This is a genomic window from Demequina gelatinilytica, assembly GCF_000971115.1.
In the GTDB taxonomy this organism is placed as follows: domain Bacteria; phylum Actinomycetota; class Actinomycetes; order Actinomycetales; family Demequinaceae; genus Demequina; species Demequina gelatinilytica.
On record NZ_BBLV01000009.1, the window covers coordinates 39,538 to 52,373 of the forward strand.

A 12,836-nucleotide genomic window follows, 5' to 3' on the forward strand; every position below is an offset into this window, starting at 1 on the left:
GTTCATGCGGTGACCGCCTCGGCTCGGGGGTCGGCGACCTCCTCGGCCTGCGGATCGCGATGGATCCCGGAGGCGGCGCCGCGGCGCCGCAGCGCCATGACGAACGCGAGGACGCGCGCGACGGCGGCGTACAGGTGGGCGGGGATCTCCTGGCCCACCTCGCAGGCATCGTGGAGCGCGCGTGCCAGCGGGATGTCCTGGACCATGGGGACCTGGCCCTCGGTGGCCTTCTCGCGGATGCGGGTCGCGATATGCCCGCGACCCTTGGCGATCACGCGCGGCGCGCCCGTGCCGGGCTCGTAGCGCAGCGCGACCGCGACGTGCGTGGGGTTGACCATGACCACGTCCGCGTTCACCACCTCCGCCATCATGCGGTTGCGGCTCATCGCGATCTGACGCTGACGGATCTGGCCCTTGACGTGCGGGTCGCCCTCGGACTGCTTGTGCTCGTCCTTGATCTCCTTCTTGGACATGCGCGTCTGCTTGCGGTTGCGCTTCATGACCACCAGGGCGTCGAAGCCGGCGAGCACGAACCCCGCGATCACGGCGGTCTTGATGAGCGTGGTCGCGCCGCCCACCGCGATGTCGAGGGTCGAGGTGAGCGAGTGCGCACCCGACCCGATGAGCAGAGGCACCACACCCTGGATCACCAGGTAGAGCACCGTGCCGATCGCTCCGGCCTTGAGCGCGGCCTTCGCACCGTTCCACCAGGCCTGACCGCCGAAGAGCTTCTTGGCGCCCTGCTTGGGCGAGAAGTGCTTGAACGAGGGCTTGAGCTTCCTGGGCGCGACGCGGATCCCGCCTTGCGCGGCGGCCGCCACCACGGCGGCGAGGACGGCCGCGGCGAACGCCGGCGCGAGCGTGGTGAGGAGCGAGCCGAGGGCGTCGCCGAGCATCTCGAGCGCGACCCACGGGTCCGGCGCGGCGGCGACCGCGTCGACGCGCGCGAGCTGCCCGTGCGCGGCGTCGCGCGCGTTGCGGATCACGAACGGCAGCGCGATCACGACCGCGCCGATGACCATCCACGCGGACAGGTCCTGCGAACGCTGCAGCGACCCCTCCTTGCGGAGCTTCTTCATCCGCTGGGGTGTGGCCTTCTCGGACTTCTCGCCGGAGTCGTCCTTGCTCACCATGCACCTCCGCCCGCGAGGTTGGTGGCGCGGTCGGTGAGACCGCTGATGACGGAGGGCAGCGCGAGGAAGGCGATCGACCCGAGCGACAGGGTCACCAGGATCTTGAGCGGGAAGCCGAGCGCGAACGCGTTCAGCGCAGGCGCGACGCGCGTGAGCAGGCCCAGGCCTACATCGGTGAGGAACAGCACCGCGATGAGCGGGCCCGCGATCTGCAGCGCCGCGATCATCATGTCCGCGATGCCGCCCGTCATGAGCTCGCCCAGGACGGCCAGGTCCATGCCGCCGCCGAGCGGCAGCGCGTCGAAGGAGCGCACCATGCCCGCGAGGATGAGCTGGTGGCCGTCGGAGGCGAACAGCAGCGCGAGCGCCGCCATGTTGTAGAAGCGGCTGAACTGCGCGCCCTGCGAGCCGCTGGTCGGGTCGAAGGCCGCGGCGACCTCGAAGCCGCCGAACAGGTCGATGAGTCCACCCGCGGTCTGGACGGCCGCGAACACGAGGCGCACCAGGAAGCCCAGCGCGAGCCCCACGAAGGCCTCCGTCACCACGGCGCCGATGAACGCGCCGGTGTCCGACACCAGCATCGTCCCGGGCTCGACCCCCGCCCGCGCCGCCGCGGCAGGCCCGACCGCGAGCGCGAGGCCCAACGCGAGCGCGACCTTGACCGTGCCGGGGAACACCTTCACGTGGAACGGAGGCGCCACCACGAGGAACGCGACGATGCGCACGCTGGTGAGCATCGTCGTCTCGATGAGGCCGAGGTCGAAGGTCAGGTCCATGTCAGCCGCCCAGGAGCGAGGGCAGCTTGTCGAAGAGCGTCTGCGTGAAGTTCACGGCCTCCTGGATCATCCAGTGGCCGCACACGAGCAGCGCGACGGCCACCGCGATCGCCTTGGGGACGAAGGACAGCGTCGCCTCCTGGATCTGCGTCACGGACTGGAACAGGGAGACGGCGAAGCCCACCACGAGCGCGGTGATGAGGAGGGGCGCGGAGAGCTTCGCGGCGAGGAGCATCGCCTCGAGCCCCACGTTGAGGACGGCGGACGTATCCATCAGCCGTAGCTCCCCACCAGCGCGGAGATGATGAGCGTCCAGCCGTCCACCAGCACGAACAGCAGCAGCTTGAAGGGCAGCGACACCATGACCGGCGGCAGCATCATCATGCCCATCGACATGAGCGCGCTCGACACGACCAGGTCGATCACCAGGAACGGCACGAAGATGACGAAGCCGATGATGAACGCGGCCCGCAGCTCCGACAGCATGAACGCGGGCATGAGGGTGGTCATCGGCACCTCCGCGGCGGTCGCGGGGTTGGCGGCGTCCGCGGCACGCGTCATGAGCGCGATGTCGGACTCGCGGGTGTGGGCGAGCATGAACTCGCGCAGCGGGTCGATCGCGGCCTGCAGGCCCTCGGCGAACGTCATGTCGCCCGCGAGGTAGGGCTGCACGCCCAGGTCGTTCATCTCGCTCAGCACGGGCGCCATGATGAACATGGACAGGAACAGCGCGAGGCCGGCGAGCACCTGCGCGGGCGGCGTCGACTGGAGGCCGAGCGCGTTGCGGGTGAGCCCGAGCACCACCAGGATCTTGGTGAAGGCGGTCGTGAGCAGCAGCAGCGACGGGGCGACCGACAGCAGCGTGATCGCGATGAGCACCACGATCGACGTCGACGGCGCGCCGTCGACGCCGTAGATGCCGACGCCGATGCTGTCCTGGACCTCGGGGGAGATCGGGGTGCTCGGCGACACGGGCGTGTCAGGGTCGACGGGCGCTGCCAGGGACGGCGCCGCGACGATCATCATCAGCATCGCGGTGACGAAGACGATGAGCATCGAGCGTCGCACGGTCCGCAGCTGGACCCCGAGCGCGACTCGGTTCATGAACGACGGATGGTCCGATCTTGCAGCGCCACCACCGCCTTGCGCCACGTGTCGGGCGCGAGGATCGATCCGTCGAGGGGTGCGTGCTGCCGTGGGACGTCGGCCATCCGGGCCTGCGTCAGGTGGGTGTTGTCGGGAAGGGTGCGGGGGTCCGCGGAGGCGTGCGCCTCCGCGGCGAGCGCCCGTTCGAGGTCGGCGTCGAAGCCGCCCGTCTCAGGCGTGGACGATGCGGGCTCCGGCTCGGGCTCGGGCGCGTCCCCCGCATCGTGCAGGAAGGACACCCCCTGGTCGCCGTACCCGACCACCAGCCGGCGGCCGTCGACCTCGATGAGGGCGACGCCGCTGCGCTTGGTCAGCTGCTGGCGGCCCACCACGCTGAGCGTGGCGCGCCGCTGCGTCCTGCCGTTGGACTGGAGCTTGCGGGAGAGCCACAGCATCAGTCCGAGCACGGCGACCAGCGAGAGGCCGACGCGCAGCACGAGCAGGAGCGTGTCCATGGGTCAGTGGCCGCCGTCCGTGGCGACGATCTCCGAGATGCGGATGCCGTAGTCCTCGTCGATCACCACGACCTCGCCGCGCGCGACGAGGCGGCCGTTGACCATGACGTCGGCGGGGGCGCCCGCGGAGCGGTCGAGCTCGAGGACCGTGCCCGGCACCAGGTCGAGCACCTGGCGCATCGGCAGGCGCGTGCGGCCGATCTCCGCGGTGAGGACCAGCTCGACATCGTGGAGGACGCGCATGCGCGAACGCTCGGATGCGGCATCGACATGTCCCGGGGCGGCCGGGGCGGGGGCCGCGGCCCGGACGCGCATGGCGAACCAGGCGCGCGCCGTGCCGGTGGCGTCGACCAGGGCGAACACCTCGGTGTCGGCGTCCCCGAAGGCATCGCCGAGCACGTCGACGCGGGCGGTGTCGAGCACGCCGGCGCCCAGGTTCGAGGCCGCGGCCTCGAGCGCGGGACGCAGGATCTCCGCGGCGGAGACGTCGCCTCCGGCGGCCGCGATCGCGTCGGCGATCACCTCGTCCGCGACGACCATGAGGTCGGCGCTCGTCGCGCCGACGAAGTGCGCGCGCACGCACGAGGCGCCGGCCGCGGGGGCCGCACCGGGCGTGGGCTCCGCGACGGTGAGCGGGACGGCGCTCGGGATCTGGGCCGCGAGCTGCTCGGCGGCGCCTCGGGCGGTGGTCAGGGTGGTCATGCTTCCTCCTCGGTCGCGACGACAAGAGCGGCGGCGCGGGTTCCGTTCGCGCCGATGGCGGCGTGCGCCAGGATCACGTCACCGACGACCACCTCGAGCGGCTCGTCGGAGCGGTGGCGCAGCGGCACCACGGATCCGACCTCGAGCGCGCTCACGGCGGCGGCGGTCATCTCCCGTCCGGTGAACCGGACGGACACGGGCAGCGGCACCTCGCCCAGGCGTGCGGACAGCAGCTGGACCGCCTCCTCGTGCTCGCGCTGCTCCTCCGCGGAACGGCCCTCCTGGGCGTCCGCGGTGCGCAGCAGCGTGAGCACGGGCTCGGCCATGAGCATGAGCGTGATGGGCGCGGTGACGGGCCCGAGCGAGAGCTCGAGGCGCGCGACGATCACCTGTTCGGAGGCCGGCACCAGCTGCATGAAGCCGGGGTTGTACGCGACCGACCGGACCTGGAAGGCCACCTGGCCCACGGTCGCGAGCCCGTACGCAAGATCGCTGCAGGCGTACTCGAGCATGTCGCTCATGAGCTTCCACTCGATCTCGGTGAGCTCGCGGAAGGGAAGGTCGAGGTCCATCGCGGGACCGCCGAGCATGCAGTCGACCAGCGCCATCGTCGCGCCGGTGGGCACCTGGATCAGCGCGGGGGCGCGGCTGGGGTCCATCTGGAGCACCACGGCGGTGGTGGAGCCCGGCAGCGAGTCGATGTAGTCGCCGTACGTGAAGATGTCGAGCCGCTCGAGGCCCACCGTGGTGAGCACGCCCAGGCGCGAGGTCAGCAGCGTGCCCCACTGGCGCGCGAAGCTCTGCAGCCCCACTTCGAGCGCGCGGGCATGCTCGCGCGTGAGCGTCATCGGCTGACGGAAGTCGTAGAGCTCGGGCACGCCGGAGCCCCGCTTGCGTCGCGCTGGGGTCTGGGGAGTCACGCGCCCCACATCGTCGCCGCGGCGGACGATGTGAGCGTTATGCCCGGGACGTGCGCGATCCCACGCACGGAGTGTGACGAACGTCTCCCCCGCGAACCCTCACGCGCGTCCCGCGCGCCCTTGTCACGCCACCCGGATCACTGGGTGACGAAGTCGGTGTAGTAGACGCCGACGACCTCGCCTTCGTAGAGCTCCTCGAGCGTGTGGGCGAGCTCGGTCTTGAGCTCCTCGCGGACCGCCGCATCCGCCAGGTCCGTCTGGCTGTGGCCGGAGAACAGGCTGATCGCGGCGTCGAGCGCCTTCGCGGTGTCGACCTCGCCGTGCGCGTCCGCGGGGAGCTGGAGGCCCAGGCCGATGCGGAGGTAGTGGCCGCCGCTGAGGTTGAGCGAGATGGGCTCGAGGATCTGGACATCGCCCAGCTCGACGTGCTCCACGGCCGCCTCCGCGGCGTCCGCATCGGACGCCGCGCCCGGCCCCGCGAGGAACCAGTACGCCGCGGCGGCGCCGACCACGATGAGCAGGCCGATGATCAGGCTCGGGAGACGCTTGCCCTTGCCCGCGGGCTTCTCGGGCTCGGGCTCGGGCTGCGGCGGCAGGGAGGACGTCGGGGGACGCATGCCGATCTTCGGCTTGGGCGCCATCACACGGGTCTCGGTGCTCATAGGTCTCCTGCTTCCTTCGGTGCGGCGGTGGCCGCCGCGATCTCGGCGCGCACGTCCCCTGCGGTGATCGCCCCGGTATCGATGGCCTCGGCGATCTCGGCGAGCAGCGCGCGGACCTCCTCCGAGGCCCCCGACCGCACCACGATGTCGACGCGACGGTTGGACTCGAGCGCGCGCTTGCTGTCGCCCTCGACGGACGGACGGGCGTCGCCGTAGCCGGTCGCCGCGATCTGCTCGGGCGCGACGCCCCCGGACTCGACGAACCGGCGCAGCACGCGGGTCGCACGCTCGCTCGACAGCTCCCAGTTCGAGGCGAAGTTGCGCGAGGGAAGCGTGTTCGCGTGGCCCTCGATGGAGAGCTCGCGGCTCTGGTTCCTCAGCGGCGTCGCGAGCGTGTCGATCACGCGGCGTGCGACGGGCGTGAGCCGCGCGGTGTCGGCATCGAAGAAGACGTTGGAGCCCACCAGGCCGATCACCAGGCCCCGCTCGTCGATCTGGAACGTGACGTTGGCGGCGAGGCCCTTCTTCTCGAGGCGCGCCTCGAGCGCCTTCTGCACCTCGCTCAGCTGCTCGTACTCGCGTGCCGCGGCGACGTGGTCGACCGTCTCCTGGTTGACCGTGGTGGGCGCCTGACCGCCGGCGCCCTCGGCGCCCTCCGTCGCGACGGTGGTGAAGTCGGGGGCGATCTCGAAGGACTCCAGGCCCAGCATCGTGCCGGTGGAGCCGGGGATGATCGACGCGGCCTCGTGGCCGAAGCCGAGCGCGAGCGACTGCCGCAGCTCCTCGAACTTCTCCTGGTCCACGGCGGACATGGCGTAGAGGACGATGAAGGTCGCGAGCAGCACGGTCATCATGTCCGCGTAGGACACGGCCCAGCGCTCGTGGTTCTCGGGCTCCTCCTCGTGGCCCTTGTGCTTGCGGGAGCTCACGCCGCCTCCTTCTGCTTGGTGTCGCCCACGAGCGCGCGCAGGCGGGCACCGACCACGCGCGGTCCGGAGCCCGCCTGGATGGCCAGCAGGCCCTCCATCGCGAGCTCCATGTGGGCGGCCTCGAGCTCGGAGACGCGCTTGACGCGCGAGGAGATCGGGAGCCAGATCAGGTTGGCGGTGAGCAGGCCCCACAGCGTCGCGACGAACGCCGCGGCGATCATGTGGCCGATGCTGGACGGGTCGGAGAGGTTCTCGAGCACGTGGACCAGGGACACCACGGTGCCGATGATGCCGATGGTGGGGGCGAAGCCGCCCATGTCCGCGAACAGCTTCGCGACGGAGCGGTCCACGGCGCGCTTGCCGTCGACCTTGGCCTCCATCATGGCGCGCAGGTCCTCGGGGTCGGTGCCGTCGATCGCGGCCTGCAGGCCGTCCTTGAGGAAGTCGTCGTCGATGTCGCGCGCAGCATCCTCGAGAGCGAGGAGGCCCTCGCGACGCGCACGGTCGGCGAGCGAGACGACCAGCTCGACGGTCTCCTCGGGGTCGCGCGGCTTGAAGGTCAGGTAGTGGCCGAGCGCGCGCAGGCTCCCGATGAAGTCGGGGAGCGTGGTGGTCGCGAGGCCGGCGCCGATGGTCCCGCCGATCACCAGCAGCATCGGGGCCGGGATGATCACCGACATCGGCGACGATCCCTCGAGGAAGATCGAGACGATGATCGCGCCGAACGCGATCGCCATCCCGACGAACGTTGCCGGATCCATCAGTCGACCTCCGGCTGCACCGTGAGGTGGGCGCGGCTGCGTGACCGCGGGCGCTGCGCATCCTCCTCGGCGGCAGCGGCGGCGTTGGCGATCTCGATCGATCGCGCGACCATCGCGGCGCGGTGGTCGTCGACGATGGCGATGACCTCGTCGAGACCCTCCTTGACGAGCAGCTTGGTGCCGTCCACGAGCGTGACGATGGTGTCGGGAGTGGCCTCGGCGCGCTGGATCAGATCGGGGTTGACCGCGAAGCGCTGGCCGTTGAGGCGCGTGAGAGAGATCACGAGGGCACCATCCTGGTAGTTCTTGCGGTCCCATCCGTGGTCCCGCTTACACCTCCCCATCGGCTCGGGCCGGCGGAGTGTGAGCCGAACCGGACCTTTCGCGCGCAGATCCCATACATCGGCACCCAGGCGCAGAAACGCCCTGGCGGGACAGGGGTGCCGGATCCGTGCGAGATCCAGCACCCCCGTCCCGCCAGGGCGGGGGAGCGACGACGCGAGACGTCAGCGCTTGAGGTTCACCAGCTCCTCGAGCACCGAGTCCGAGGTGGAGATGATGCGCGAGTTCGCCTGGAAGCCGCGCTGCGCCACGATGAGGTTGGTGAACTCCGCGGAGAGGTCGACGTTCGACATCTCGAGCGAGCCGCCCGTGATGGACCCGCGGCTGCCGGAGCCTGCCGTGCCCACCTGCGCGTCGCCCGAGTTCACGGACGCGCTGTAGAGCGAGTTGCCCGACTTCGACAGACCGTTGGGGTTGGAGAAGCTCGCGAGCGCGACGCGGCCGATCGCCTGCTTGAGGCCGTTGTCGAACGTGCCCATGATGGTGCCGTCGTTGTTGACCTCGAACGCGGTGAGCGAGCCCGCGGCGCGGCCGTCCTGCGTGTTCGCGGCGACGGTCTCGATCGCGGCGTAGCCGGTGAGCGCGGACAGGTCGACGTCGATCCCCGACAGGCCGGTCGCGGCGTCCGCGGGGAAGGTCGGCATGGTGAGGGACGCGATCGAGCCGTCCGTGTTGAAGGCGATCGAGCCGGTCTGCGCCGACGACGTGCCGTTGACGGCTCCCGAGATGTCCCAGCCGGCGGCGGTCCTGGTGAACGCGAGGTTGAGGGTGTGCGCGGTGCCCGAGGCGTCGTACACGTCGATCTGGCGGTTGAGCACGGTGCCGGCCGCGGCGTCCGACGGCAGGTTGCCCTCGAAGTCCACCGACGTGGTCGCGGAGGCCCCCATGAGCGTCGAGATGGGCAGGCGCAGCGCGCCGAGCGCACCGTTGGTGTTGATCGCTCCCGAGGCGTCCGCCGCCCAGCCCTGCACCAGCGAGCCGTCCGCCGTGGTGAGCTGACCGGTCGAGTCGAACGTGAACGAGCCGTTGCGCGTGTACATCTGCTGGCCGCCGGAGTTGACGATGAAGAAGCCGTCGCCGTTGATCATCATGTCCGTCGACACGTTGGTGAGCTGCGCCGCGCCCTGCTGGAAGTTGGTGGAGATGCCGGCGACCTGGACGCCGAGGCCCACCTGCGCGGGGTTGGTACCGCCACGACCGCCCTGGGGCGCGCTCGCGTTGCTGAGCACCTGCGACAGCGTGTCCTGGAACTGCACGTTCGAGGACTTGAAGCCGGTGGTGTTGACGTTGGCGATGTTGTTGCCGGTCACGTCGAGCATCGTCTGGTGGGCGCGGAGGCCCGAGATGCCGGAGAACAGGGAGCGAAGCATGATCGAGTCCTTCTAGTCGGTGGTGACGGTGGTGTCGGTGGCATCCGTGCCGGTCGGGTCCGCGGCGTCCGTGCCGCTGGAGTCGGAGGAGGCGGCCGCCGTGACGCCCGCGGAGAGGATGTAGTCGAGCGCGACGTCGGCGTCCCCGACCTTGAGGGTCGGGACGCCGTACGCGAACGAGGTCGACTGGGCGGTGCCCGTGACCACGTCGCCGTTCTCGTCGTAGTACGAGACCTCCGTGCCGATCATGCCGAGCGCCGCCGTGCGCATCGAGAGCGCGAACTGCTCCTGCATGGTCGTGTTGAGCTCGGTGAGCTGGGTCACGGTGGCCAGCTGGGTCTGCTGCGACATCATCTCGGACGTGTCCATCGGGGAGGACGGGTCCTGGTTCTGCAGCTGCACGATCAGCAGGTTCATGAAGTCGTCGGCGTCGAGCTCCTGGGAGGAGGTCGACGCCGTCGCGCCCGCGCTGATGCTGGACACGAAGCTGACGCCGTCGATGCTCATGGGTTTCCTTTCACAGGAGGATGTCGACGCCGCCTGCGCGGGCATCGAGCCGGATCGGGGTCGGGAGGTCGGTGGTGACGATGCCGGTCGTCGAGGCGCCGGGCCAGGCGTCGGTGCCCGCGGTGGCGCGGGCGCGCTGCTCCTCGCCGCCGGCGTCGCGCGGGTCGCCGCCGTCGGAGCCGAGGTCGAGGTTGGAGCCGAGCCCGGCGTCCTCGAGGTCGCGGCGCAGATCGGACAGCGCGGCGCGCAGCGCCTCGCGGCCCGCCTCGGTCGAGCCGAACAGCTGGACGGACACGCCCTCGGGCGTGATCTTCGCGACCACGCGGACGTGGCCGAAGCTCTCCGGCGTGATCGCGATCTGCATCTCGTGCTCGCCCTGGGGCAGCTGCTTGAGCGAGGCGAGCGGGGTGCTGAGCTGCGAGGCGACCGGCACCTCGCGGGCGTAGGACGCGGGCGCGGCGGGCTGAGCCGTCGGCGCGGGTGAGGTGGGCTGCAGCGGAGCGCCCGTCGCGATGGCCTGAGCGGGCTCGGCGCCACGCGCCTGCACGGGCTGCGCCGTCTCGCCCTGCGACGTGGCGGCGTCGCGCGCGACCGGCTCGAGCGCCGCGAGCACGCGCTCGAGGACCTGGGGCGCCGGGGTCTCGGCCTCGGACGATGCCGCGGCGGGGACGGAGGGGACGGCGGGGGCGGTCGGGACCAGCGCCTCGTCCGCCACGGCACCGGTCGCCGTGAGGCCCCCGGTCGCGGGCAGGGACGCCGCGGCCACCTGGGCCTCGGAGGCAGCCGCGGGCGAGGTGGCGACGGTCGGCGCCGGCGAGGGGTCGACGCCCCGGCCGCCGGCGATAGCGGGCGGCGTGGTCGCGGCCACCGCGGCCGTGACGCCCGTCGCCGGGATCTGCACGCCCTCGACGGCCGGTGCCGCCGCGAGCGCGTCCGCTCCACCGGTCCCCAGGGGCAGGGTCACGGGCATCGCGGGGACCTCGTTCATGACAGGTGACGGGACCGGCACGGCGGTGACGACGGGAGCCTCCGCAGGCTGCTCGGCGCCTGCCGCCTGGTCCGCGGGCGCGGCCTGGTCGGGCGAGGCGGACGTCGCGCCCTCGGGACGGGACTCCTCCCGCGGGGCAGCCGAGGCCGCGTGACGGTCGTCGTCGCGGCGCGAGCCGACGCGCGAGCGGTCGCCCGCATCGTCCCGGCGAGCACCTCCGGACGCCTGTGCGAGCTCACGCGCGAAGGCGTCGCCGTCGGAGGCGGAGCCGGAGCCGGAGCCGGAGCCGCGGGACGCGGAGGCACGCGCGGGCTGCGGCGTGGGAACGGTCGGGGCGATGGTCATCGGTCCTCCTCGGTGGCGCGGCGCAGGGCCGCCTCGTCGAGCGCGACCTGCTCGACGCGCAGCTCCTCGGCGGCGACCTCGTGGTCGTGGCGCTCGCGCAGACGGTCGATCATCGAGGCGCGCGTGCGCGCCTGGCTCCACGCGCCGGTCGCGCCATCGGCGTGGGACTGCGCGACGGCGAGCGCGAGCTGCAGCTCCTGGACCCGCGCCGTCAGAGCGGCGCGCGAGGCCACCATGGCGCTCCATGACCGCGTGACATCGGGCTGGTCGGCATCGCTCTGCATCCGCGGATCGCGGAACTCGAGGCTCGCGAGCTGGGAGCGGGCCGTGCGGACGGCCTGCGCGGCCTCCTCACGGGCGCGGTTGGCGTGCGCGAGCTCGGCCGCGGCCTGCTCCTCGGCCAGCTCGCGCGCCCGCAGCAGCCCCGCGAGGGGGAAGGTCCTGCTCATGCGTGCACTCCCATCTGCGTGAGGAGCGCAGCGAGCCGCGCCCATGCCTCATCCGCCCCGACCGGCTGGTCCACGGGCTGCTGGAGGAAGGCGTCGATCGCGGACGCGTGCGCGACGGCGGCGTCCACGAGCGGGTTGGTGCCCGCGGCGTACGCGCCCACGTCGAGCAGGTCCTGCGCGCGCCGCCGCGCCGCGAGGACCTGGCGCAGCGCGAGCGCGAGCCCGCGCTGCTCGGCGGTGGTGACGCGGCTCGCGACACGGGAGATCGAGCCGAGCACGTCGATGGCGGGGTAGTGCCCCGCGACCGCGAGGTCGCGCGTGAGCACCACGTGGCCGTCGAGGATCGAGCGCGTCGCGTCCGCGATGGGCTCGTTGTGGTCGTCGCCGTCGACCAGCACGGTGTAGATGCCGGTGACCGAGCCGGTGGCGTCGGTGCCGGTGCGCTCGAGCAGCTGCGCGAGCATGGAGAAGGTCGACGGCGGGTAGCCCCGGGTCGCCGGCGGCTCGCCCACCGAGAGGCCGATCTCACGCTGCGCCATGGCGACGCGCGTGAGGGAGTCCATCATGAGCACCACGTCGCGACCCTGCGAGCGGAAGTCCTCCGCGATGCGCGTCGCCACGAAGGCCGCGCGGAGGCGCACCATGGCCGGCTGGTCGGACGTCGCGATGACCACCACGGACCGTGCGAGGCCCTCGGGGCCGAGGTCGTCCTCGAGGAACTCCCGGACCTCGCGACCGCGCTCGCCGATGAGCGCGATGACGCTCACCTCGGCCTCGGTGCCGCGCGCGACCATCGACAGCAGGCTCGACTTGCCCACGCCGGAACCGGCGAACAGGCCGATGCGCTGGCCGCGTCCCACCGTGGTCATGGTGTCGAGCGCGCGCACGCCCATGCCGAGCGGGGTGTCGACGCGTGCACGGTCGAGCGCCGAGGGAGCGGTCGCATCGACCGGCACGCGCCGGGCCTCGGGCCCGTCGAGCACGGAGCCCTTGCCGTCCATCGGACGGCCCAGGCCGTCGAGGACGCGTCCGAGCAGCTGCGGGCCCGCGGGGACGGTGAGCGGGCATCCGGTGGCGCGCGCGGCCATGCCGACGTGCAGCCCATGGACCGGGCCGAGCGGCATGCACCGCAGGGCGTCGCCGGTGACCGCCACGACCTCGGCCTCGGTGGTGCCGCCGTCGCCCGTGTCGATCGCGACCAGGTCGCCCACGGCGCCCTGGAGCCCCGCGACGTCGACGGACAGGCCCACGATCGAGGACACCGACCCCACCAGCTCGGGCGCGCCGGCGGCCGCCGCCCGCGCGATCAGCGGCGAGCGGAAGCGCGAGCCGGGCGCGCTGTCGAGGAGCA

General features: G+C 72.1%; 16 protein-coding genes. All 16 read right to left on the bottom strand.

What is annotated here, in order from left to right:
* Window positions 1-2: 2 nt before the first annotated feature.
* On the bottom strand, window positions 3-1,130 hold the full coding sequence (locus tag AOM00_RS08925) for an EscU/YscU/HrcU family type III secretion system export apparatus switch protein (protein ID WP_228373457.1): 1,128 nt from the start codon (window positions 1,128-1,130) through the stop codon (window positions 3-5).
* Window positions 1,127-1,909, bottom strand: coding sequence for a flagellar biosynthetic protein FliR (locus AOM00_RS08930; protein ID WP_062517472.1), 783 nt, complete (start codon window positions 1,907-1,909; stop codon window positions 1,127-1,129). The genes AOM00_RS08925 and AOM00_RS08930 overlap by 4 nt, the downstream gene beginning before the upstream one ends.
* 1 nt (window position 1,910) lies before the next feature.
* Window positions 1,911-2,183 carry a flagellar biosynthesis protein FliQ gene (gene fliQ / locus AOM00_RS08935; protein WP_062517473.1) on the bottom strand — a complete coding sequence of 91 codons (273 nt, stop codon included), beginning with the start codon at window positions 2,181-2,183 and terminating at the stop codon, window positions 1,911-1,913.
* Complete coding sequence (gene fliP / locus AOM00_RS08940) at window positions 2,183-3,013, bottom strand: flagellar type III secretion system pore protein FliP (protein ID WP_062517474.1); 831 nt, start codon at window positions 3,011-3,013, stop codon at window positions 2,183-2,185. Before fliP ends, fliQ begins: the two co-directional genes overlap by 1 nt.
* Complete coding sequence (locus AOM00_RS08945) at window positions 3,010-3,510, bottom strand: FliO/MopB family protein (RefSeq protein WP_062517475.1); 501 nt, start codon at window positions 3,508-3,510, stop codon at window positions 3,010-3,012. The genes fliP and AOM00_RS08945 overlap by 4 nt, the downstream gene beginning before the upstream one ends.
* Window positions 3,511-3,513: 3 nt before the next feature.
* Window positions 3,514-4,212, bottom strand: coding sequence for a flagellar motor switch protein FliN (gene fliN, locus AOM00_RS08950; protein WP_062517476.1), 699 nt, complete (start codon window positions 4,210-4,212; stop codon window positions 3,514-3,516).
* A complete protein-coding gene (locus AOM00_RS08955; RefSeq protein ID WP_156159110.1) occupies window positions 4,209-5,132 on the bottom strand; it encodes a flagellar motor switch protein FliM in 924 nt (307 codons plus the stop codon). The genes fliN and AOM00_RS08955 overlap by 4 nt, the downstream gene beginning before the upstream one ends.
* 137 nt (window positions 5,133-5,269) lie before the next feature.
* On the bottom strand, window positions 5,270-5,794 hold the full coding sequence (locus AOM00_RS08960; RefSeq protein ID WP_062517478.1) for a flagellar basal body-associated FliL family protein: 525 nt from the start codon (window positions 5,792-5,794) through the stop codon (window positions 5,270-5,272).
* Entirely contained in the window at window positions 5,791-6,723 is a 933-nt protein-coding gene (locus AOM00_RS08965) for an OmpA/MotB family protein (RefSeq protein ID WP_228373458.1), read from the bottom strand. The genes AOM00_RS08960 and AOM00_RS08965 overlap by 4 nt, the downstream gene beginning before the upstream one ends.
* On the bottom strand, window positions 6,720-7,484 hold the full coding sequence (locus AOM00_RS08970) for a motility protein A (RefSeq protein WP_062517479.1): 765 nt from the start codon (window positions 7,482-7,484) through the stop codon (window positions 6,720-6,722). The genes AOM00_RS08965 and AOM00_RS08970 overlap by 4 nt, the downstream gene beginning before the upstream one ends.
* Window positions 7,484-7,768: a flagellar FlbD family protein gene (locus tag AOM00_RS08975; protein WP_062517480.1), complete on the bottom strand. Its 285-nt coding sequence runs from the start codon at window positions 7,766-7,768 to the stop codon at window positions 7,484-7,486. The genes AOM00_RS08970 and AOM00_RS08975 overlap by 1 nt, the downstream gene beginning before the upstream one ends.
* A 222-nt stretch (window positions 7,769-7,990) precedes the next feature.
* Complete coding sequence (locus tag AOM00_RS08980; protein WP_062517481.1) at window positions 7,991-9,196, bottom strand: flagellar hook protein FlgE; 1,206 nt, start codon at window positions 9,194-9,196, stop codon at window positions 7,991-7,993.
* A 12-nt stretch (window positions 9,197-9,208) separates the two neighbouring features.
* Window positions 9,209-9,703, bottom strand: coding sequence for a flagellar hook capping FlgD N-terminal domain-containing protein (locus AOM00_RS08985; protein ID WP_062517482.1), 495 nt, complete (start codon window positions 9,701-9,703; stop codon window positions 9,209-9,211).
* 10 nt (window positions 9,704-9,713) lie between these two features.
* Complete coding sequence (locus AOM00_RS08990; protein WP_062517483.1) at window positions 9,714-11,036, bottom strand: flagellar hook-length control protein FliK; 1,323 nt, start codon at window positions 11,034-11,036, stop codon at window positions 9,714-9,716.
* Complete coding sequence (locus tag AOM00_RS08995; protein WP_062517484.1) at window positions 11,033-11,485, bottom strand: flagellar FliJ family protein; 453 nt, start codon at window positions 11,483-11,485, stop codon at window positions 11,033-11,035. The genes AOM00_RS08990 and AOM00_RS08995 overlap by 4 nt, the downstream gene beginning before the upstream one ends.
* Window positions 11,482-12,795 carry a FliI/YscN family ATPase gene (locus AOM00_RS09000; RefSeq protein WP_062517570.1) on the bottom strand — a complete coding sequence of 438 codons (1,314 nt, stop codon included), beginning with the start codon at window positions 12,793-12,795 and terminating at the stop codon, window positions 11,482-11,484. The genes AOM00_RS08995 and AOM00_RS09000 overlap by 4 nt, the downstream gene beginning before the upstream one ends.
* Between the last annotated feature and the right edge of the window lie 41 nt (window positions 12,796-12,836).